Below are 21,990 nucleotides of genomic sequence, written 5' to 3'. Positions count from 1 at the left end.
CAAAAAATCTTAAAACTATAGTGGCTTCAATTATGTAACTTTGCCAATTAGAAAACTATTTTAATCAAACGCTGATGTTGAGGTAAATGCGTTAGTATTTTTGCCGATAAAACCCCTTGATTTCAGAAAATAGTTTTTATTTCACATTATAGAAAATTTTATGATAGAGAAGAAAGATGTAAGCTTAGAAAAAGCGGTTTTAATAGGTGTTATTACCCAAAACCAAGACGAAGATAAGTTAAAAGAGTACTTAGACGAGTTAGAGTTTTTAACCTATACTGCTGGTGGGTACGCCCTAAAACGCTTTACTCAAAAAGTGGATATGCCTAATCCGAAAACATTTATAGGGTCGGGTAAAATGGACGAGGTTAGAACGTTTATTCATGAAAATGATGTTACAACTGCTATTTTTGATGACGAATTATCAGCAGCCCAAGAACGTAATATCAGTAAAATTTTAGATGTAAAAGTATTGGACAGAACCAATTTAATTCTCGATATTTTCGCACAACGTGCACAAACAAGTTACGCCAGAACCCAAGTAGAATTAGCACAATGCGAATATTTATTGCCACGTTTAAGAGGTATGTGGACGCACCTTGAACGCCAAAAAGGGGGTATTGGAATGCGTGGGCCCGGTGAAACAGAAATTGAAACGGATAGACGTATTGTACGTGATAAAATTGCCTTACTCAAAACCAAAATAAAAACCATTGACAAACAAATGTCGGTACAGCGTGGTAACCGTGGTAAAATGGTGCGCGTGGCATTGGTGGGCTATACCAATGTTGGGAAATCTACCCTAATGAACGTGATTAGTAAAAGTGATGTGTTTGCCGAAAACAAATTATTCGCAACGCTAGACACCACCGTTAGAAAAGTCGTGATCCAAAATTTACCCTTCTTATTGAGTGATACGGTTGGGTTCATTAGAAAGTTGCCTACGCAGTTGGTTGATAGTTTTAAAAGTACGCTAGATGAGGTTCGGGAAGCCGATTTATTGCTGCATGTAGTTGATATTTCGCACCCTAATTTTGAAGAACATATAGAATCTGTAAACAAAATTTTAGGCGAAATTGATAGTAGCGACAAACCGACTATCATGGTGTTTAATAAGATTGATGCATACGACCCTGAAACTATTGAGGACGATGATTTAGAAACCGAAAAGACTGGCATACATTACACGCTCGAAGAATGGAAAAGTACTTGGATGAACAAAATTGGCGATAATGCATTGTTTATTTCAGCTTTAAATAAAGAGAATTTAGAGGATTTTAAAAAGCGGGTCTATAAAGAAGTTCGGGAAATTCATGTCACTCGTTTTCCATATAATAATTTTCTATATCCAGATTACGAGGAAGAGGCGTAATTAATTCTTAAAAATGAAAACAGATTATTTTTCTAACACCCTTTGGATTTCAAAAGTTTTTAAGAAGAAATGGGTAAAATGGACGCTTATTTTTGGAGTATCAGTTTTAGTATTTTTAGTTGGTTTATACGTTAGCATTTACTTAGGGCTATTTGGAAAAGTCCCTTCAACCGAAGAGTTAAGTACAATTAAGCAAGAGCAAGCTACCCAAGTTTTGGATAAAGACGGAAAACTAATTGGTAAATATTATATCTACGATAGACAACCACTCATTTTCGAGCATTTTCCACAACATTTAATAGATGCACTTGTCGCCACGGAAGACGCACGATTTTACGAACATGATGGCATAGATAACGTGAGTTTATTGCGGGTATTCGTCAAAAATTTGATACTTCAAGATAAATCGGCAGGAGGCGGAAGCACCATCACATTGCAATTGGCAAAAAACCTATTTGGAAGGAAAGATTATTTGCTATTCAGTATGCTTATCAATAAGTTTAGGGAAGCTATAATCGCAAAACGAATCGAAGAAATTTACTCAAAAAACGAAATTTTAATGCTCTATTTTAATACGGTGCCGTTTTCGGATAATACGTATGGTATTGAGAGTGCTTCACTTAAATTTTTCAATAAACCAGCCGAAGAATTAACAAAACCTGAAGCTGCCACATTAGTCGGTACTTTGAAAGCCAACAACTATTTTAATCCTAGGCTGCATTTAAAACGAAGTCAGGATCGTCGTAACGTAGTTTTAAACCAAATGGTAAATTATGGGTATTTGCCACAAGATTCTTTGGAATTTTTCAAGAATCAGGATTTAGTATTGGACTACCGTTCTTTTAATCATGATGTTGGATTAGCACCTTATTTTAGGGAAGCAGTAAAAAAGCAACTTGCATCTATTTTGGATTCAATAAAAACATCCGAAGGAAATCCGTATAATTTATATAAAGACGGTTTGATAGTCCATACCACGTTAGATTATAAAATGCAGGAACTGGCTGAAGCAGCTGCAAAAGAACATCTTACAAAGTTACAGACTGATTTTGAAACTTCCTACGGAACACATGCGCCATGGTTGGAAAACAATCGGATTTTACAGGCTGCCATTAAAAAACTTCCTGTTTATAAGAAGTATAAAAACCAAGGTTTAACCGATACTCAAATTGAAGATTCACTATCTGTTAAAAAAGAGATAGAGCTTTTCAGTTGGGAAGGAGATACCATTAAAAACATAAGCACAAAGGATAGTTTACGCCATTATTTGAAGTTTTTAAATACAGGAATGTTAGCGATAGAACCTACTACGGGAGCAGTTAGAACATATGTTGGCGGCATAGATTACAGGTATTTTAAGTACGATCATATCTCACAAAGTGAACGACAAGTAGGCTCAACATTCAAACCTTTTGTTTATACCGCCGCCATTGAAAATGGTATGAAACCATGTGCTTATTTTTCACTTGCAGAAGTCACTTACACCAATTATGATAATTGGACACCAAGTAATTCTAGTAGTAAAGAGGAAGATCCGTATATAAATTATACACTCGAAAAAGCATTGAGCAACTCGATAAACACTATCGCAGTAAAGGTTTTAAATGAAGTTGGGATTCCCAAAGTATTAGAGCAAGTTGAAAAATTGGGGATCACTAAAGAACTTCCCAACGAACCTTCTTTAGCGCTCGGCGTTGCCGAAATTAATTTGAAAGATCTCACAGGTGCTTATGCTAGTTATTTAAATGATGGCAAACCTGTAAACCCTTATTATATCACTAAAATAGAAGATAAACATGGAACTATAATCGCAAATTTTGAACCTGAAAACACACAGAAAGAAGCATTTAGCGATTATACAAGACAAGTGCTGTTGGAAATTATGAAATCTACTGTTAATACAGGTACAGCGTCAAGATTGCGAAATACGTACAAACTCAACAATGCCATTGCTGGAAAAACAGGAACTACCCAAGATAATAAAGACGGGTGGTTTGTGGGCTTGACTCCAAAATTAGTAACGGTTACTTGGGTGGGTAACGATAACCATAGTATAGGTTTTAAAACTACTGGTATGGGACAAGGCGCAAATTCCGCATTACCGATTTTCGCAAAGTTCTATCAAAAGCTTAATGCCGAAAAAGACTTTGATGTTATTACAAAAGCTAAATTTGAAACCACATCACATCAAGTAAAAGAAGATTTAAATTGTGAACCCGAGAAGCGTGATAAATTCTTTAAAAGACTTTTCAGCAGAAAGAAAAAGAAGAAAAAATTTAGGTAATTAAGTTTGAATAAAAAAAGACCTGATAAGATTCTAAATCCTATCAGGTCTAATTATTTTATATCAATGATTTGTTTAGAATTTATAGCTTAAACCAAAGGTGTAAAACGATTGTAATTTGTTGTCAACACTATCAAAAGTTTCAGCAGGATTTCCGCCTTGAGCAACATCAAGTGTTTGGATATAATTTAAAGCTTCTTGTTTGTTGCTTCTTAATCCAAAATCAAAACCAACACCAATCATTTTCCAAAGTGTGTAGCTAAATGAGTTTGTCCAAGTAAAATTAGACAGGTCACTACTTTTATAACTTTGAAAAGAAGATAAGTTCGTTTTAAATGCAATTGCACCAATTTGTCGTGTATAATCTGCTACTATTTTAGCACCTAATGACGATTCGAATACCGCATCATTTTCGGCAAAAACAAAGTTGTAGTTTAAGGGGTGCACTACTACAATTAAATTTTCAATTGGCGTCCAAGTTCCACCAATACCAACATCTAAATAACCAGGGTCATTAAAGTTGTTTAAAATCGTTGTTCTGTATTCCATTAATCCAGAAGCAGCTAATGTTTTAGTGATATTTCTACCGTATAGAGAAGAAATATTAAATACATCAGTAGTTGGTTCAAAACTATCATCAGCATCTGTATTATTATCTTTATCGTCCAATTTTACCCAGCTTAAATTCGTAGCTAAAGAGTTTCTCCAAAAGAATTTCTCTTGTATTAAATTAGCAAACGCATTCACAGTAAATCCAATATTTCCAGAAGCATTGTTCGGTTTGTCTTGAGCATACCAGTTATTAAAATTGGATAAGCTGCCACCAATAGTACCAAAAGCACCTTTTTTCCATCCTGGAAGAGCGTCTATTTTTGCTTGTAAGGCATCAGCTTCTGCTTTAGCGGCATCTGCAATTGCTTGTTTTTCGGCTTTTTGTGCTTGTAATTCTTCTTTTGTTTGTGCGCTTAATGAGGCAACACTTAGACATAATAATGCGAAAAATAATAATTTTTTCATTGTAATTAGTTTTTAAAATGTGGGCAAATATATATTATTTTTTAACAAACGTTAAATGATTTGTACTGAATAAATGAATGCTTAAAATGTGCTGTTTATTACACAGAATTAAAGCACTATTTTAGTGCAATACATCTGTTAGACCTTAGTCAAGAGCGAAAGTCACATAAAATTATTTCTTTTTATAAAGAGGTACAGAAGAACACGCCTCTCCATACATGATAGATTTTGCCACAGGTTTTAGCTTATTGGAAAGCATGATGTATGCATTTTGAGGCACAGGTTTATTGGAACAACCTTTTATGATGATGGGTTTATCTTTAAATTCAGAAATATCAAGGGTATTTATAATGTCTTGATAAATAGAGGTTTCTAAATTATCTAAGCTACCTACAATTACTTTTTCTGCATAAGGCTCTAATTGAATACTTAACAGCATATAGGCCCAACCCGGAATAATGGCATCTGTACTACAAGTTAACGCAACATAATTATCTTGATATTGACTCCAATCATGCTCAGAAACTTGCTGTCTGAAATCTTTTTCACGAAGCACAAAACCTTCAAAGAGCCAATCTTTAATATCAAACAATACACGATTGCCTTTAGGATAATAATCCTCAAGGTTAATTGTGATTAATTTACTGTTCGCTACGCGATTTATGATTTCGTCTGCCATTTTATTTTTTCTTTCCTATTATTAAAAGTGAATCGTCATCTTCAAACTCTGGATATGGTTCAATTGAAAGAATTTCAAAATGAGTTTCAAAAAACTTTTCAAGATTGGCTTCATTATGATAATTAACAAAAAGGCCTTTGAAAACTTCTGAACCTTCGCCTTTCCAAAACGAATGACAAATTATGCCGCTAGGTTTTAAAATTTCATGTTGCCGTTTAATAGAATTAATTAACTCATTATCTTTTAAATGATGCATGACTTTATTGGAGTAAATACCATCAAATACTTTGTCTGTTTCTAAAGTAACGGCATTTAATTCAAGAAACTCTGCATTTGGGTTTTCAGAACTTAAATGGTTTAAAAATTCCTTTGAATTGTCAGAACCTACAACATTATATGTTTTATGTAATAGTTTCCAATCGGTTCCAGGGCCTGAGCCTATTTCTAATACAGTTGAATTTTGAGGTAAAACTTTTTTAAGTTTTTCAATCAGGTCGCTTCCATTAAAACCTTCTGCTGCTTTTATATATTCTTTAACAGATGCTTTAGTATTATAATATGTTCCATTCATAAGGTTCAAATTAAATCTTTCGAACTACCTTAAGATTACTCATCTAAATTCATATGCGATATATCATTTCGTCTATCAAAATATATTTTGTCAAGTTGTTTAATGTTAAGTCGTATGGACTGTTAACTGAAGACTGAATACTGCCAACTAAATTACAACATCCCCAACTCCAACTTCGCTTCCTCACTCATTAACTCCTGTGTCCAAGGCGGATCAAAAGTAATTTCAACTTCGGCATCTTTTACTTCGTTTAATGATTTTACTTTTTCCTCAACTTCCAATGGCAATGTTTCTGCAACTGGACAGTTAGGCGTTGTTAATGTCATTAATATTTTAACATCGTAATCCTCGTTTACAAATACGTCATAGATTAAACCTAATTCGTAAATGTCAACTGGTATTTCTGGATCGTAAATCGTTTTAAGAACGTTTACTATTTTTTCGCCTAATTCGGCGGTATCTATTACTTCACTCATTTCTTTAAATGGTTTAGAGGTTTATAAGTTTAGAGGTTTAGAAGGTTTTAGCTTTTGAGTGAGTTAAATTTCTAAACGTTCCTCTTTTAAACTTAATTTAACTGTGTTTGGTACGCTATTGCATACATTTTTAATTGCTTTACCATACTTACCAAACCATTGGCTCGTGTTGGTGATAAATGCTCCTTTAATCCAATTTTATCAATAAAATCGGTGTCGGCATTTATAATGTCTTTTGGATGCTGATTTGAAAACGTACGAATCAAAATTGCTATAATACCTTTTGTGATAATGGCATCACTATCCGCAGTAAATTCAATTTTATCGTCTTTCATTTCCGCATGTACCCAAACCTTACTTTGACAGCCTTTAATGATGTTGCTATCGGTTTTGTATTGGTCGTCAATCAAAGGTAAATCTTTCCCTAAATCAATCATATATTGGTAGCGTTCTTCCCAATCTTCAAACATTGAGAATTCGTCTATTATTTCATTTTGAATCTCTTCAATACTCATGCATTTATATTTTTTGCTCTGTTAACTTAAGCGTAGTCGAAGGTTGTTCAATGTTGTCCATAAAAAAAGGTTTCGACTGCGCTCAACCTGACAAGTCTTATTTTATACAAAAATACAACATCAAAAGTTGCTATTCAATGTTTTCAGTAATTGATAGGATTTCTTTAACTAAAGCAGCTATTTCTTTGGGAGGATTTCCATGATCGAAAGGAGGAGATTCATAAGTTTTTCCGTTTGAAGTAATTTTTAATCGGGCTAGAGCTGCACCATCAAACTGAAATGTTTTACTTGGAGCTTCTAGATTTGGTATGGTTTCAATATCTGTTAAATTTAAAACCTTTGATAAGTTATTCCAAAGCACAGTATCACACTCTTTTTTCAATGATTTTTGGCCTTTTTCTTTTGAAAAGAAGATATGCTCTTTATCAATTTTAATGTGTTTATATGAACCTCTTGAAGTCGCTGAATATTCAAAACTTAATACATTTTCTTCAGGTTCTTTTGAAGCTGATAGTAATACCTGCTTTTTATTGAGGAGTGATATACCGTTTTCTGAACATAGTACTACATCTGATTTTTCCATGGCTTTAAACAGATTAGTTTCAACGTTGTTTTTTTCTTTAGTGCACATCATTTTGGTCGCACCTAAATTACTAAAGGTTATAGTATTATTTTCTAATACATACGAACCAAAAAAGCGATTGCAACCTGAAAATCCTGAAACTTGTTTTGTGCTATCATTAAAAGTCATGTTTAGGTTGAAAGACGAAACATCTTGGCCATTTAAGGTGTTTATTCGATATGTTCCTTTGAGTTCTTTCAAAATGGTATTGTTATTTAATGGTGTTACTACAGAATGTTCTGAAGCACCGCATGTTCGTAATATAATGATGCTAAAAAGCATTAATATGCATTTCATAATGTTATTTGATTTTATAAAGAACAAACAAAAAGGAAGCCAAAGTTTATGCCAACATCATTTTTGCTTTTTTCACACCTTCAACCAAAGCATCAATTTCGGCTTTGGTATTATAAAATGCAAACGAAGCGCGAACAGTTCCTGGGATTTTATAGAAATCCATGATGGGTTGTGCGCAATGGTGTCCTGTTCTTACTGCAATTCCTAGTTTGTCTAAAATGGAGCCAACATCATAAGGATGAATGCCTTTTAAATTAAAAGAAATTACAGAAGTTTTACGTTTTGAAGTGCCGTAGATTTTTAAGCCATCAATTTCTAATAGTTTTTTTGTACCATATTCCAGCAATTCATTTTCGTGAGCTGCAATATTTTCAAAACCAAGAGTATTCATGTAGTCAATAGCAGCTCCAAAGGCTATACCGCCACAAATGTTTGGTGTTCCTGCTTCAAATTTATGCGGTAAATCTGCGTAAGTTGTTTTCTCGAAAGTGACTTCGGCAATCATTTCGCCACCACCTTGATAAGGCGGTAGTTTTTTGAGCCATTCCTCTTTGCCATAAAGCATACCGACACCTGTTGGACCACACATTTTATGAGCGGAAGCCACATAGAAATCAGCATCCAAAGCCTGAACATCCGGTTTTACATGAGGCGTAGATTGTGCGCCATCTATTAAAACCGCAGCACCTACTTCGCGCGCTTTTCCAATAATGTATTCAATGGGGTTTATAGTTCCCAATGCGTTTGAAATATGGTTTACAAAAACCAATTTGGTAGTTTTTGATAAAAGCTCATCGAATTCAGAGATGATCAATTCGCCTTCTTCATTCATTGGAATTACTTTTAAAATAGCTCCAGTACGTTCGCACAACATTTGCCAAGGCACAATATTACTATGATGCTCTAAAGCAGAAACAATAATGTCGTCGCCTTTTTTTAATAATGAAGAAAACCCGTTTGCAACAAGGTTGATACCATGCGTTGTTCCTGACGTAAAAATGATTTCATGCGAAAATTTCGCATTAAAATGTGTTTGGATTTTATGTCGTGATTGTTCGTATAAATCGGTGGCTTCTTGACTCAGCGTATGTACCCCACGATGAATATTTGCATTGTAATTTGAGTAATAATCTACAATAGCATCGATAACCTGTTGAGGCGTTTGCGAGGTCGCAGCATTATCAAAATATACTAATGGTTTGCCATTTACTTTGCGCGAAAGTATCGGGAAGTCTTTTCTTATGTCTTCTACGTTGAACATTGCGGATAGGTTAGCCCCGATTGAGGCATTTGTTGAAGCTCCTCGCAGAGAGCGACTGCCGAAAGCGGGAAATAGCTTCAAAATAATAATATTTTAACTAGTATCATGAGATTCCCTCCTTCGAGGGAATGACAAAATATACTACAAATCAAACCCAATATTAACACCTAATTTCTTAGCGATAATCTTGGTAATACGTTGTTTTACTTCTGGGATTTTAACAGAACTTAGGACGTTATTGCTAAACGCAAACATTAAAAGGGCTTTGGCTTCTTTTTCTGGAATACCGCGCGAACGCATGTAAAACATAGCGCTTTCGTCTAGTTGGCCAATGGTACAACCATGAGAACACTTCACATCATCGGCAAAAATTTCTAATTGCGGTTTGGTGTTTATCGAGGCTTTATCGCTCAATAAAATGTTGTTATTGGCTTGAAATGCATTTGTTTTTTGCGCTTCTTTATCAACCAAAACCTTACCGTTAAAAACACCTGTTGACCTGTCGGAAAAAATGCCTTTATAATCTTGATGGCTTTCGCAGTTTGGTTCTATATGATGCACCAATGTATTGTGATCTACGTGTTGTTTATCGCCAATAATTGTGATGCCTTTAAGCGTAGAATCGATGCGCTCTCCACCTTGGTAAAAGTTTAAATTGTTTCGCGTTAATTTACCGCCAAAAGAAAACGTATGAACTGACGCCAGACTTTCTCGTTTTTGCTTGACAAAGGTATTGTCTATTAAAGAGGCGTTTTCGTTATCGTTTTGGATTTTGTAATAATCTACAATGGCACGCTTATTAGCGAAAATTTCGGTAACGCTATTTGTTAAAACAGGATTGTCTGTTAAACTTTGGTGACGCTCTATAATCTGTACATGCGAATTCTCGTCAACCACAATTAAATTACGTGGTTGTAACATGGTAGCCGATTCATTTCCTGTTGAGAAATGTAAAATCTGAATTGGTTTTTGTACAATTTTATTCTTGGGAATATGAATGTAAGCACCTTCGCTTGAAAATGCTGTATTTAATGATGGTAAACTATCTTTTGTAGCGGCTTTATTGAAATAATTTTCAATAATTAACTGATACTTTGGTTTGTTTAAAGCGGCAGACATTAAACAGACGTCAATACCATCATGTGTGGTTTGAGATAAATGCGATGAATATTTACCATCTATAAAAATGATTTTATAAGTATCTATATCGTGAATAAAATACTGCTTCACATCTTTATAATCTAAAGCATTTTCTTGCTTTGGAAAAACACTATAATCTTCTTTTAAGATGCTGTTTAGTGACGTATATTTCCACTCCTCTTCTTTTTTTGAAGGAAAGCCTTTTTCTTCAAATACTTTTATAGCATCAGATCTCACATCATGAACATACGCGTCTATATCGACGCGATTTTCGAATGCTAAAAATGATGATACTAATTTTTCTTTTAAATCCATGTTTTTCAGTTTTCAGTCGCAGTCTCAGTTTTCAGTAAAAAAAACCAAGATGATACTGTTTACTATTTTTAAACTCTTGAGTAATCAGTTTTGAGTAAGCAACTGCAAACTGCGACTGAATACTGCGACTATTTTTACGCGTTCACTTCTTCTTTAATCCAGTCGTATCCTTTTTCTTCAAGCTCGTGAGCTAATTCTGCTGTACCAGACTTTACAATGCGTCCGTTATGCAATACATGAACAAAATCTGGAACGATATATTCCAACAAACGTTGATAATGTGTAATAACTACGACAGCGTTGTCCTTGCTTTTTAATTTATTGACACCGTTTGCAACAATACGAAGCGCATCGATATCTAATCCAGAATCGGTTTCATCAAGGATTGCTAATTTTGGCTCAAGCATTGCCATTTGAAAAATCTCATTACGCTTCTTTTCACCACCTGAAAACCCTTCGTTTAAAGAACGAGATAAAAACTTTCTATCAATTTCCAATAACTCCGATTTTTCTCGAATTAATTTTAGCATTTCCTTAGCAGGCATGTCCTCTAAGCCTTTTGCTTTACGAGTTTCGTTAATGGCCGTTTTCATGAAGTTTGTAACAGAAACTCCTGGGATTTCTACAGGATATTGAAACGATAAAAATACACCTTTATGAGCGCGTTCTTCTGCTGCCAATTCTTCGATATCTTCTCCTTCAAATAGGATATTACCTTCGGTAACTTCATATTCTTCCTTTCCAGCAACAACGGCGGCCAATGTGCTTTTTCCAGAACCGTTTGGTCCCATAATAGCATGGACTTCCCCTGCTTTTACTTCTAAGTTGACACCCCTTAAAATACCCTTATCCTCAACACTTGCGTGTAAATTGTTTATTTTTAACATACTATTGATTTCCTAATTTTATAACGTTGTTTTCTTCTTTTGAACCTGGTTTTACATCTAAAATTTCAACAATTTCAACTTTGTTCTCCCAAAGAATTTTTTCGTCTTTTTGGTTCGTTATTTTTCCGCGTATTTCAACCTGAACCATATCTGTAAGTTCAGTCTTGTGTTTTTCAGCCTCTTTTTGAAGCTCTTGTAATTTATCGGTGATTAAAACTCCATAAATCTCAGAATTGGTTTGTAAAACCGCTGCACCACCATAATAGACAAATTCGCCTTTTAAAAGGGTTAATCCGTCATTTTGTTTTTCGGTTCTTTCTTCGGTTTCCGATGCATTAATTTCTTTTTTATCAGATTTTGGATCGTTCTTACAGCTTATGAATACTGTTAAAATTAATGTGATTGCTACTATTTTTTTCATTTTTATAGAGTATCAGAGACCTGTCAGGTTTTTGAAACCTGACAGGTCTGAGCTTATATTTTATCCTACACTTCCTTCTAAGCTTATTTCCAATAATTTTTGGGCTTCCACAGCAAATTCCATCGGCAATTTATTCAATACCTCTTTACTAAAACCGTTTACAATTAATGCAATGGCTTTTTCGGTATCTATACCACGCTGGTTACAATAGAAAATTTGGTCTTCTCCAATTTTACTAGTGGTCGCTTCGTGTTCTATTTTTGCTGTTTTATTTTTTGCTTCTATGTATGGAAAGGTGTGTGCACCACATTCGTTACCCATTAATAAACTGTCACATTGTGAAAAGTTACGAGCGTTTTCTGCTCTGGAATTAATCTGCACCAAACCACGGTAACTATTTTGTGATTTTCCTGCGGAAATTCCTTTGGAAATAATAGTCGATTTCGTGTTTTTTCCTAAGTGAATCATTTTAGTTCCCGTATCGGCTTGCTGATAATTATTAGTAACAGCAATGGAATAAAATTCACCTACCGAATTATCCCCTTTCAACACGCAAGACGGATATTTCCAAGTGACTGCAGAACCCGTTTCAACCTGTGTCCAAGAAATTTTTGCATTCTTCTCACACAATCCACGTTTGGTTACAAAGTTGAAAACACCACCTTTACCTTCAGCATTTCCTGGATACCAGTTTTGAACTGTGGAGTATTTTATTTCTGCATCATCTAAAGCAATCAACTCCACAACTGCTGCGTGCAATTGGTTTTCATCTCTACTTGGAGCGGTGCAGCCTTCAAGATAACTTACATAGCTGCCTTCGTCGGCAATGACCAAAGTTCTTTCAAACTGACCAGTTCCTGCTTGATTGATTCTGAAATATGTTGATAATTCCATCGGACAACGCACGCCTTTTGGAATATAACAGAAACTTCCATCACTAAACACAGCAGAATTTAAAGCCGCATAAAAATTATCTTTCTGAGGCACAACGGTGCCTAGATGTTTTTTTACAAGTTCTGGATGCTCTTTTATGGCTTCGGAAATACTCATGAAAATAATGCCTTTTTCGCCTAAAGTTTTCTTGAATGTGGTCGCTACCGAAACGGAATCTACCACAACATCCATTGCGACACCAGCCAATTTTTTTTGCTCATCCAGAGAAATTCCCAACTTTTCAAAAGTTGCCAATAGTTCTGGATCTACTTCATCTATGCTATCATATTTGGGTTTACTGTTTGGCGCAGAATAATAAGAAATACCTTGAAAATCCGGTTTTTTATAACGTACGTTTGCCCATTCCGGTTCGATCATTTCCTTCCAAACTTTAAAGGCTTCCAAACGCCATGCAGTCATCCATTCCGGTTCTTCCTTTCTTTCGGAAATAGCGCGAACAATATCTTCGTTTAAACCATTGGGAAATGTGTCCGATTCTATATCTGTATAAAAACCATACTCATATTCCTTGGTTTTTAATTCTTCGCGTAAATCATCTTCTGTATATTTCGACATATTTTGAGTTTTTTAAGCTCCTTCCCTATGGGAAGGTTGGGATGGGCTTTTTTTAGAGTGAAAACGATTCGCCACAACCACAAGTGCGGTTGGCGTTAGGATTATTAAAAACGAAACCTGTTCCGTTTAATCCTCCGGAATATTCTAATGTGGTGCCTATCAAGTATAAAAAGCTTTTTTTGTCAATAATGATTTTTACACCATTATCCTCAAAAACTTTATCGCCTTCTTGTTGTTCATTATCAAACTTTAAATCATAAGATAATCCAGAACAACCGCCACTTTTTACGCCCACACGAACGTAATCGATTGCAGCGTTATAACCATCATCGGTCATAAGCTCAACCACTTTCTTTTTAGCTGTTTCAGAGACTTTTATCATGTTATTTTTTTTATGAGTCTGTTTAAGACTTCGTCAATTATTTTTTTACGCCTCTTTTTGCGCATTATTTCGTTAAAATTTTAAACCGTAACTAGGCTATGCTTAAAAATTTTGCCTCATACTGCATCAAAAATAGTCTGTAAAAATTCTAATCACAAATTCTTAAACAGACATTAAATTTAGTTTTGAATTAATAATTTTATTAAGACAGTTTCTAAATAGAGTGCAAATATACAATATAAGTCCCTGAAAATCGAATAACCTAACATTATATTAGCATATAGTTTGATAGGTTTTTGTTATAGGTTCTAAGTGAAGAAACAACTTGGTTTTAGTACTCTACTATCAGGGTAAGATGGATAAAGCCAGATTGCTGTTATCCAATTTTTTTGAGTTTTTTTTGAGGTGCTAGGGGAACTTTGTTTTTCGATGAATTAATTTTTGCAATCTCCCCATTACCGTTGTATTTAAAAGTTTGTTTACACCCTTTGCAGATTAGTATTGAAGATTTAGGGTTGTCTATACGGAAGTAATTATGTCCGTACACTAAGCAAAAGGGATTTGAATATACTTTAGCAGCCATTCATGGATTATATTGATGGTGGCAATATAATTAAAAAATCATTTAAATTATAGATGAAGTGCGTTTTATTTCGACAAAACAAAGATTGGAATCGTTTTATTTAATGAGTTTCATAAAGATTTATGAGATGAAAATATACTCTAAAAACCAATAACCTTACTTAGTTTTGGTATTCTCTTTTGATTTAAATAGTCTGATATGGTATGTGTTTCCCTGTGTACGGACAGATTCAAGATATTGCCACTATTGGTTGAAATAAAGTGATTTTGACAAGATTTGCAAACTAGTTCAGAAGTTTCTTCGTCTATATTAGTAATATGTCTAAGATTGTGCCCAAAAACAGCACAGAATCTATCAATAGGTTTTTCGTAGATCATAATTAAGGAGAATTGGGATTGTAAATATCACTAAAAAAGAAACAAATATCGGTGATATGCTTTTATTTTCGATTAAAAGCGTATTTTTTTAACGTTTAGTAGTTAAGGAAAGGACTTTTGTGAATCGTTTTATTTTTAAATAGGCTTTCTATTTAGTTATTCGAGAACTCTGGATTGTTTACGAAGGCTTCGTCCGATAGTGTGAGCAAAAAAGCTTTTAAGTCTGCCTTATCTTCTTCTGATAATCCAACACCACCTTGCGCCACTTTCTTCATTAAAGGATCTATTGTGGATGAGGGTTTTAAGCCTTCGCTATAATGATTAATCACATCTTCTAATGTTGAAAACCTACCATCGTGCATGTAGGGCGCCGTGAAAGCGAGGTTTCTAAGCGATGGCGATTTAAATTTACCATTATCGGCAGGATCGCCTGTTACTTTACCCAATCCTAAATCTGTGAATGTTTCGTCTAAACCATTGTTATGAAACATATTGTCTGTCCATAAAGGATTTTTATCGCTGCCGTGGCAATGAAAACAGTCGCCTTTGGTTTCATCCATAAACACATTGAATCCGTTAAGTTCCTCTGGCGTTAACTGGATATTGCCCAAAAGATAATTGTCGAATTTTGAATTTGAAGAAATCAACGTCCGTTCAAATTGTGCAATGGCTTTTGTAACTAAAGTAGAATCTATATTAGAAGTTCCGAAGGCTTTTTCAAAAAGGTTAGGATATTCGGTATGCTGTTGTAATTTTTGTTCAACATCCGTCCATGTGCTTTTCATTTCAATGGGGTCTGTAACCGGGACAAAAGCTTGATGTTCTAGGCTAAACGTATTGCCGTCCCAAAAGAATTTTTCATCATAATTCCACGCTAGGTTGAAAAGCGGCATAGAATTTCTAGTTCCTAAACTACCATCAATACCATCACTAAACCGATCAGGATCGGTAAACGCATTTTCAGGCGCATGACAATCGGCACAGGCTTGGGTGTTGTTTGCTGATAAAATGGGGTCAAAAAATAATTTCTTCCCTAATGCAATGCCCTCAGCCGATTGAGGATTATCAATTGGAATAACAGGAGCGAGTATATTGTCCTCAAATAAAGTTGGTATGTCTAGCGGACTTGGAGTAGGGCTATAACTCGTTGCGCTTTCGTTTGAACAGGAATAGCAAACAAAAACAATTAAAAATCCAATATGTAAACCCCATATTTTCAAAACTATTGAGTAACAGATTTTAAACTAAATACATTTTGTCCGTTTTGGAACATCATCACTTGAGCATCATAATTGGGCATCAGCATGTTATTTAATACATTCAAATTCCATGTGTTCGGATTTTTAAACCATTCGGCAATATTCATTTCAACATTAAAAGTTGCAGTATTTGTGATTGTAACTTCGCCTAAGTCAACCTCAAAAAAAGTGTCTTGAAATACCTGGGTAGGACCAGAATTATCCACCGCTCTTATTACATGATATGCGTAACCTGTTTCCGCTGATGCATTGTCAACAAATTTACCTTCTAATTGCATATAGTGGTAGCCCCCACCAAGCATTTCCGGAACAATCCATGATGCTGAATTTAGGTCTTGGTAATTCTTAGCATTGTCTTCATTATTTAAACCAAAAGTGAATGACACATTGCTGTAAGTCTCTAATGGAAGTGTGCCGAATAACAGGAAAGCTAGATTGGTTTCATTGGTAACATCTACAAGATTATAGCCCTTAAAAACCAAATCTTCGCCGTTAGACCTTGTAAAGATAATGTTAGAAATGATGTAACGCAATTTGGAAATACTTAAAACCTCTCCATTTTCGTTGGTGTATTGAATTTGGTTAAAATCGGTATTTGTAACTGGAGTTCCGTCCCAAGAATGGCTAAAATTGAAAATAATATTGGCTTGGGGTTCTGTGTCATTTTTATCTGCATTACACGAAAATAATGTTGTAATTGCAAAAAGTAGTATGGGAATAAATTTTTTCATTTTCAATTATTTTATTTTGAATATTAGTACATCACTAAATCCTTTATTTTCTTTTATGTCTAGATCCGAGCTACTTGTTTCGCCCACAGCAATTACAGAGCCATCATTAAGTTCAACAGCATCAAAAGCTATGTCTATATTGCTGCCCCCTACTGTTTTTTGCCATTCCAAATTAGCATTAGCATCCAGTTTTAATACCCAAGCATCATTCTGACCTTTATTTTCTGAAACATCAATATTTGAACTTCTTGAACTACCCGAAATTAAATAACCTCCGCTGTTAGTTTTTGAAATAGAACGCGCCGTATCAAAACTGCTTCCGCCAAATGTTTTCTGCCAAATAAGGTTTCCGTTAGTAGAAATTTTTATGAGGAAAACATCGGCTGCTCCATTGTTTTTAGAAACATCTTTATCGTTGCTTCTCGTATCTCCAACTATTACATAATTGCCATCGTCTGAGGCGACAATGCCCCAGGCTTCATCAATTCCAGAACCTCCAAAAGATTTCTCCCAGAGTAAAGTTCCAGTTTCGGATATTTTAATCACCCAAAAATCATAGGTGCCTTTGTTGTTATTGATATCCACATCTGCACTATCGGAAGAGCCAACAATTAAAAAGTCATTATCTGCTGTTTCAATAGCGTCATAAGGTGTGTCTGTAAAAGTGCCTCCATAGAACTTGCTCCATTGTTTTTCGCCATTAGCATTTAGTTTTATTGCCCAATAATCGCCACCTGCATGTCTTTTTGTTAATTTAATTTTGCTGTTGCCTTGTCCGTTTGAGGCTGACACATCTAAAACACCGGTTACTAAATAGCCACCGTCTTTTGTTTGAATTAGAGCATTCCCATTATCTGCACCTGAAAAACCTAAAGATTTTTCCCAAGAAATAGTACCGGAACTGTCTAATTTAACGACCCAAAAATCGTTAAACCCAAAATTTTCGGTGGTGTCTCCGTTGTTGCTTTTGCTATAGCCGATAATGGCATAACCACCATCTGAGGTTTGAATGATGTCACTTCCTCTATCATCATCACTTCCTCCATAGGTTTTTTGCCATTGTAATTCGTTTGTACTGCTGAATTTTAAAAGCCAATAATCGAAAGATGTATTTGTTTTGTTTTCAACATCGGCGTCCATACTTTGTGTATGTCCTAAAATTACATAACCACCATCGGAAGTTTTAGTGATAGACTGCGCACTTTCATTTAAACTGCCACCAAATGTTATTACAAAATCTAGCGATTTCTCAACAGGTTTAGGTGCGTTGTCATCCTCATTTTTAGAACAATTCTGAAAACTAAAAATCGTAATGAAAACAAAACAGATGCTATATAAAACATTATTTTTCATAGGAATAAAGGCGAAGTTTACTCGCTTTTCCGAACAACAAAAAGCCCTCTGTTGATGTCGCTTATGATAATGTTGCCACTTTCAAAATAAGGATAAACATTCCATGCGCCATCAAAAGCGGTGGCATCATCTTCAGGATAGGTGTCAAAAAAACCAATTTCAGTATAAGATTTATTGGAAATATTATTGATATCAATAACTCTCAAGCCAGCTCTATAACTCGCTTGGAAATAGGAGTTGCCTTTAACGTAGCCATTATGGTCAATAGATGGATTATCTGCTAAATATTCAAAATGATTTTTGGGATCATCCAAATCTGTGAAATCAAAAGTTATGATTCTTGTGTTATTTCCCACGCGCTGTTCGTCTAGTTCATCGCCAAGAATAAAGTATTTCATGTCTTCCGTAAACCACCCCTGATGTGCATATCTTACATTTGAATAAGATATCGTTGAAATTTTTATGGGATTGGATTTATCGGTAACGTCAACAATAACAACTTCACTCCCATTACTTCCAATAAGGATTTCTTTGCCGGAATAATCAGTATCCGGACCATTATAAGTTACAACTTGCGCATCGTGCGAATAGCCACCTTCTCCGAATCCTCCTTCTATTATTGGAGATTTCGGATTTTGTATGTTAATAAATATTGGGCCTCCTTTATAGAGATTATTTATGTTTCCGCCCACCGCATAAGCATAACCACTTTCTTCATTAATTACTATGTTGTGCGCCCTGCCTACTTCAACTAAACGTGTATCTGCCGTGAATGTTTCCGGGGGCTTAATGACGTCTCTCAATCGTGTTAAATCAAAAACCTGCATGCCGTGACTGTCTTCGCCTTTAACATTATCGGCCACTATAAACGCATGGTTTTTGTAAACTTTTACATCGCGCCACGGACTGTCAATTGTAGCCGTTGGGAGATGCCCTAAATAAATTGGGTTTTGCGTATCGGAAATATCAACAAAAACAGTATTTGTATTGGTTGCTACCAATGCGTATTCTTTGCCTGTCGTAGTATCTGTCCAGCCCCAAGAGTCATTTACAGCATCAGCTCCAAAAGTTTGTAGTGGTATTTGAAGCATTAAATCATAGTCGTTACACGGATAAATATCGGCAAAACCATTTTCACATTTCGCACTAGGGATAAAGTTTGTTTTTTCGGAATCCATCCGTTCATTCGTAGATTTATGACTACATGAATGTGTTGAAACAGCAGCAATACAAATGACAAATAGGATTCTTATTAGTTTTTCAGATAAAATCATAAGCAGCAATTTTTCTTTTCAAAAGCATAATTAAAACGCATTTTTCACAATGTATATTGCAACATCCAATTATGTCTCACAAATTTAGGGTATTAAAATTAAATATGGGATTTTGGGTCTTTAATAAAATAGCCTTCTTATTTTTGCGATATGATAGAAGATAAAAATGAACAGCGTACAAGTTTGAGCGATTTAGGCGAGTTTGGATTGATAGACCATTTAACAAAAAACTTTAAGATAACCCAGAAATCTACCATAAAAGGAATTGGGGATGATGCTGCGGTTTTGGATTTTGACAACAAAAAGATTGTTGTTACAACAGATTTACTGGTTGAAGGCGTGCATTTTGATTTGAGTTATATGCCTTTAAAGCATTTGGGCTATAAAGCCATAATTGTAAACTTATCTGATGTTTACGCTATGAATGCTAAAGCTACTCAAGTTACTATATCTATTGCGGTTTCTAATAGATTTCCTTTGGAAGCTTTAGAAGAACTTTATGCAGGAATTGAAACGGCTGCGTCTATTTATAAAGTTGATGTTGTTGGAGGGGATACTACCTCATCTAACACCGGATTATTAATTTCGGTTACTGCTATTGGTGAAGTTGAAGATGATAATGTAGTGTACCGAAGTGGCGCAAAACCGAATGATTTATTGGTTGTTTCAGGAGATTTGGGAGGCGCTTATATGGGACTTCAGGTTTTAGAACGCGAGAAAGAAGTGTTTAAGGTTAATCCGAATAATCAGCCCGATTTGGACGCATATACGTATATCATAGAGCGACAATTAAAACCAGAAGCTCGAAAAGATATCTTAGAATTATTGAAAGAGTTGGATGTGAAACCTACGTCAATGATTGATGTTAGTGATGGCTTATCATCTGAAATACTCCATTTGTGTAAAAATAGTAATGTTGGCTGCGATGTATATGAAAACAAAATTCCGCTTGACCCTCAGGTTATTTCAACTTGCGAGGAATTTAATGTGGACAGTACCACTATTGCTATAAATGGAGGCGAGGATTATGAGTTATTGTTTACGATACAACAAGAAGATTTTCCAAAAATAAAAGCGAACCCAAGTTTGTCCATAATTGGACATATGAAAGAAGCATCGGCAGGAACACATTTGGTAACTAGAGCAGAATCCAGAATTGAGCTTAAGGCACAAGGATGGAAAAATTTTAATGATTAACCAGCAGCCAATAAATTTTCAGTGTCTTGTTTGTTGTAGTTTTGTAAACGTAACCTTCTTTTCACGTGAATACGTTCTAATACATCATTGATTTCTTTGAATTTAGGTGTCAATTCTGTTAAATTACCCTTGCTGTTTGTAGTTAATTCTTTTTTGCAAGTACTACAGGTATATTCTTTAACGTGGTAAGTTACGTTTCGAGACACTTTATAATCGTGTCCAAAAACTGTGCAATGAATATTTCTCATTTTGTGTGCATATTAATTGTTTCTAGGAGAGAGGCCCTAAAGTATTAAAAACCAATAAGAAATGTTGATAAACGGTTAACAAATCGATGAAGCGAACGTTTTTTTCTTTAAACGTTGTGTTCTTGACTGGTGAATGCGTTCCAAGATGGCATTTATCTCTTTGAACTTTGGTGTTAATTCTACCAAATTACCATTTCCATTTGTAGTTAATTGCTTTTTACAATGAGAACAGGTGTATTCTTTTACATGGTATGTTACTTTTTTTGTAACGTGATAGCTGTGTCCAAAAAGGCTACAATAGACTTTTGGGATTAATGTAGGCTTAGTAATGTCGTTTTGCATAGGTTAAGTTTTTCGGTATTAAATACTAAGGGGGTGTAAATATAGAAAATAAATTCAATATTTTCGATATATGGTAAAATTATTCGATGAAATGCATAATTTTTTGTAGAAATTCTTCTTCATTTTCAATAAAGCTCATATGTCCGTCTGGAAATTCAACAACCTCCACTCCGGAGTTTTTAGTTTGAGCAATTAATTCGTCATAATTTAAAACAGGGTCCCTTTTTCCTATAATCATCATTTTTTTATAGGGGCTAAAATGCCATAGGATTTCTCGGTCTTCTCTTATCTTCATTCCTTCTAAAGCAGCAATAATACCTTGCAAGGGCATTTTTAAGGCTTCGTTTTTTAGTGCTTCAATCTCTTTTGAGAAGGTTATACGATTTTTAGGTCTAAAAAGATTAGCAATCGCCATTCTAATGAATGTTTTGTGGTTTTCTTTAATAGTTGCAATGGCACGATCTCTATTAATTTTACGTTCTTCGCTATCGGCTTTTGCTGTAGAATTTGCCAGACACAACCCTCTTATGGCATCAGGTTCTTTTTCAGCTAGTGCAAGTGCCACATAACCTCCCATGGAGTGTCCAACAAAGGTTGAACGCCTAATTTTTAAATGTTTCAATACCGCTTTAACGGCTTCTGCCATGAGTTCCATGGTATGCACATAGCCCAAACAACCCGTTTCCCCATGGCCTAACAAATCTATAGTAACCACCCGATTTTTTTCTGATAGTCTTGGTGTTATGTTTTTCCAAATAGAACTGTTCTCCAGGAATCCGTGTAATAGTACGATTGCTTTACCTTTACCGGTATCGGTATAAAAAACTGGAATGCCTTTATGTTCTAGAACCATTTTTGATTGCATAAGTTTTTCGAGA

The 21,990-nt window shown here is 34.9% G+C and carries 23 protein-coding genes; 3 read left to right on the top strand and 20 right to left on the bottom strand.

Annotated elements, in window-relative coordinates:
- Positions 1-160: 160 nt before the first annotated feature.
- Positions 161-1,372, top strand: coding sequence for a GTPase HflX (gene hflX, locus ABXQ82_RS05735; RefSeq protein ID WP_367056208.1), 1,212 nt, complete (start codon positions 161-163; stop codon positions 1,370-1,372).
- Between the two features lie 13 nt (positions 1,373-1,385).
- On the top strand, positions 1,386-3,656 hold the full coding sequence (locus tag ABXQ82_RS05730; protein WP_367056205.1) for a transglycosylase domain-containing protein: 2,271 nt from the start codon (positions 1,386-1,388) through the stop codon (positions 3,654-3,656).
- Positions 3,657-3,731: 75 nt separating this feature from the next.
- Here the strand turns inward: ABXQ82_RS05730 and ABXQ82_RS05725 are convergent, their stop codons facing one another.
- From ABXQ82_RS05725 to ABXQ82_RS05645, 17 genes are all read right to left on the bottom strand, one after another.
- The gene (locus ABXQ82_RS05725; RefSeq protein WP_367056202.1) at positions 3,732-4,673 is read right to left on the bottom strand and encodes a DUF3078 domain-containing protein; all 942 of its coding nucleotides are present in this window, start codon (positions 4,671-4,673) and stop codon (positions 3,732-3,734) included.
- Between the two features lie 172 nt (positions 4,674-4,845).
- A complete protein-coding gene (locus tag ABXQ82_RS05720; RefSeq protein ID WP_367056199.1) occupies positions 4,846-5,352 on the bottom strand; it encodes a DUF2480 family protein in 507 nt (168 codons plus the stop codon).
- A 1-nt stretch (position 5,353) separates the two neighbouring features.
- Entirely contained in the window at positions 5,354-5,923 is a 570-nt protein-coding gene (locus ABXQ82_RS05715) for a class I SAM-dependent methyltransferase (protein WP_367056196.1), read from the bottom strand.
- A 152-nt stretch (positions 5,924-6,075) separates the two neighbouring features.
- Positions 6,076-6,399, bottom strand: coding sequence for an SUF system Fe-S cluster assembly protein (locus ABXQ82_RS05710; RefSeq protein WP_298494419.1), 324 nt, complete (start codon positions 6,397-6,399; stop codon positions 6,076-6,078).
- Between the two features lie 92 nt (positions 6,400-6,491).
- Complete coding sequence (locus ABXQ82_RS05705; protein WP_367056192.1) at positions 6,492-6,914, bottom strand: SufE family protein; 423 nt, start codon at positions 6,912-6,914, stop codon at positions 6,492-6,494.
- 130 nt (positions 6,915-7,044) lie between these two features.
- Complete coding sequence (locus ABXQ82_RS05700) at positions 7,045-7,833, bottom strand: META domain-containing protein (RefSeq protein WP_367056189.1); 789 nt, start codon at positions 7,831-7,833, stop codon at positions 7,045-7,047.
- A 46-nt stretch (positions 7,834-7,879) separates the two neighbouring features.
- Positions 7,880-9,094, bottom strand: a complete 1,215-nt coding sequence (locus ABXQ82_RS05695; protein WP_367056186.1) for a cysteine desulfurase — start codon at positions 9,092-9,094, stop codon at positions 7,880-7,882.
- 141 nt (positions 9,095-9,235) lie between these two features.
- On the bottom strand, positions 9,236-10,549 hold the full coding sequence (gene sufD / locus ABXQ82_RS05690) for a Fe-S cluster assembly protein SufD (RefSeq protein ID WP_367056183.1): 1,314 nt from the start codon (positions 10,547-10,549) through the stop codon (positions 9,236-9,238).
- Positions 10,550-10,683: 134 nt separating this feature from the next.
- Positions 10,684-11,436, bottom strand: coding sequence for a Fe-S cluster assembly ATPase SufC (gene sufC, locus ABXQ82_RS05685; RefSeq protein ID WP_367056180.1), 753 nt, complete (start codon positions 11,434-11,436; stop codon positions 10,684-10,686).
- 1 nt (position 11,437) lies between these two features.
- Complete coding sequence (locus ABXQ82_RS05680) at positions 11,438-11,857, bottom strand: hypothetical protein (protein WP_367056177.1); 420 nt, start codon at positions 11,855-11,857, stop codon at positions 11,438-11,440.
- A gap of 60 nt (positions 11,858-11,917) precedes the next feature.
- On the bottom strand, positions 11,918-13,366 hold the full coding sequence (sufB, locus tag ABXQ82_RS05675; RefSeq protein WP_367056174.1) for a Fe-S cluster assembly protein SufB: 1,449 nt from the start codon (positions 13,364-13,366) through the stop codon (positions 11,918-11,920).
- A 52-nt stretch (positions 13,367-13,418) separates the two neighbouring features.
- Entirely contained in the window at positions 13,419-13,748 is a 330-nt protein-coding gene (locus tag ABXQ82_RS05670; protein ID WP_367056172.1) for an iron-sulfur cluster assembly accessory protein, read from the bottom strand.
- Between the two features lie 723 nt (positions 13,749-14,471).
- Positions 14,472-14,708 carry a hypothetical protein gene (locus ABXQ82_RS05665; protein WP_367056169.1) on the bottom strand — a complete coding sequence of 79 codons (237 nt, stop codon included), beginning with the start codon at positions 14,706-14,708 and terminating at the stop codon, positions 14,472-14,474.
- Between the two features lie 152 nt (positions 14,709-14,860).
- Positions 14,861-15,928 carry a cytochrome c peroxidase gene (locus ABXQ82_RS05660; RefSeq protein ID WP_367056166.1) on the bottom strand — a complete coding sequence of 356 codons (1,068 nt, stop codon included), beginning with the start codon at positions 15,926-15,928 and terminating at the stop codon, positions 14,861-14,863.
- A 2-nt stretch (positions 15,929-15,930) separates the two neighbouring features.
- Positions 15,931-16,698: an MbnP family protein gene (locus ABXQ82_RS05655; RefSeq protein WP_367056163.1), complete on the bottom strand. Its 768-nt coding sequence runs from the start codon at positions 16,696-16,698 to the stop codon at positions 15,931-15,933.
- A gap of 6 nt (positions 16,699-16,704) precedes the next feature.
- Positions 16,705-18,051: a hypothetical protein gene (locus ABXQ82_RS05650; protein ID WP_367056160.1), complete on the bottom strand. Its 1,347-nt coding sequence runs from the start codon at positions 18,049-18,051 to the stop codon at positions 16,705-16,707.
- 17 nt (positions 18,052-18,068) lie between these two features.
- A complete protein-coding gene (locus tag ABXQ82_RS05645; RefSeq protein ID WP_367056157.1) occupies positions 18,069-19,325 on the bottom strand; it encodes a choice-of-anchor B family protein in 1,257 nt (418 codons plus the stop codon).
- A gap of 150 nt (positions 19,326-19,475) precedes the next feature.
- On the opposite strand from ABXQ82_RS05645, the gene thiL reads away from it, so the two are divergent.
- Positions 19,476-20,522, top strand: a complete 1,047-nt coding sequence (gene thiL, locus ABXQ82_RS05640; RefSeq protein ID WP_367056154.1) for a thiamine-phosphate kinase — start codon at positions 19,476-19,478, stop codon at positions 20,520-20,522.
- Here the strand turns inward: thiL and ABXQ82_RS05635 are convergent.
- The 3 genes from ABXQ82_RS05635 to ABXQ82_RS05625 form a co-directional block, all read right to left on the bottom strand.
- Complete coding sequence (locus ABXQ82_RS05635; RefSeq protein WP_367056151.1) at positions 20,519-20,770, bottom strand: hypothetical protein; 252 nt, start codon at positions 20,768-20,770, stop codon at positions 20,519-20,521. The genes thiL and ABXQ82_RS05635 overlap by 4 nt on opposite strands.
- 75 nt (positions 20,771-20,845) lie before the next feature.
- The gene (locus ABXQ82_RS05630) at positions 20,846-21,112 is read right to left on the bottom strand and encodes a hypothetical protein (RefSeq protein ID WP_367056148.1); all 267 of its coding nucleotides are present in this window, start codon (positions 21,110-21,112) and stop codon (positions 20,846-20,848) included.
- A 79-nt stretch (positions 21,113-21,191) separates the two neighbouring features.
- Positions 21,192-21,977, bottom strand: coding sequence for an alpha/beta hydrolase (locus ABXQ82_RS05625; RefSeq protein WP_367056145.1), 786 nt, complete (start codon positions 21,975-21,977; stop codon positions 21,192-21,194).
- Between the last annotated feature and the right edge of the window lie 13 nt (positions 21,978-21,990).

The organism is Algibacter sp. 2305UL17-15, from assembly GCF_040720935.1.
Lineage (GTDB): Bacteria > Bacteroidota > Bacteroidia > Flavobacteriales > Flavobacteriaceae > Jejuia.
This window is presented reverse-complemented; position numbering and strand designations above follow the sequence as displayed.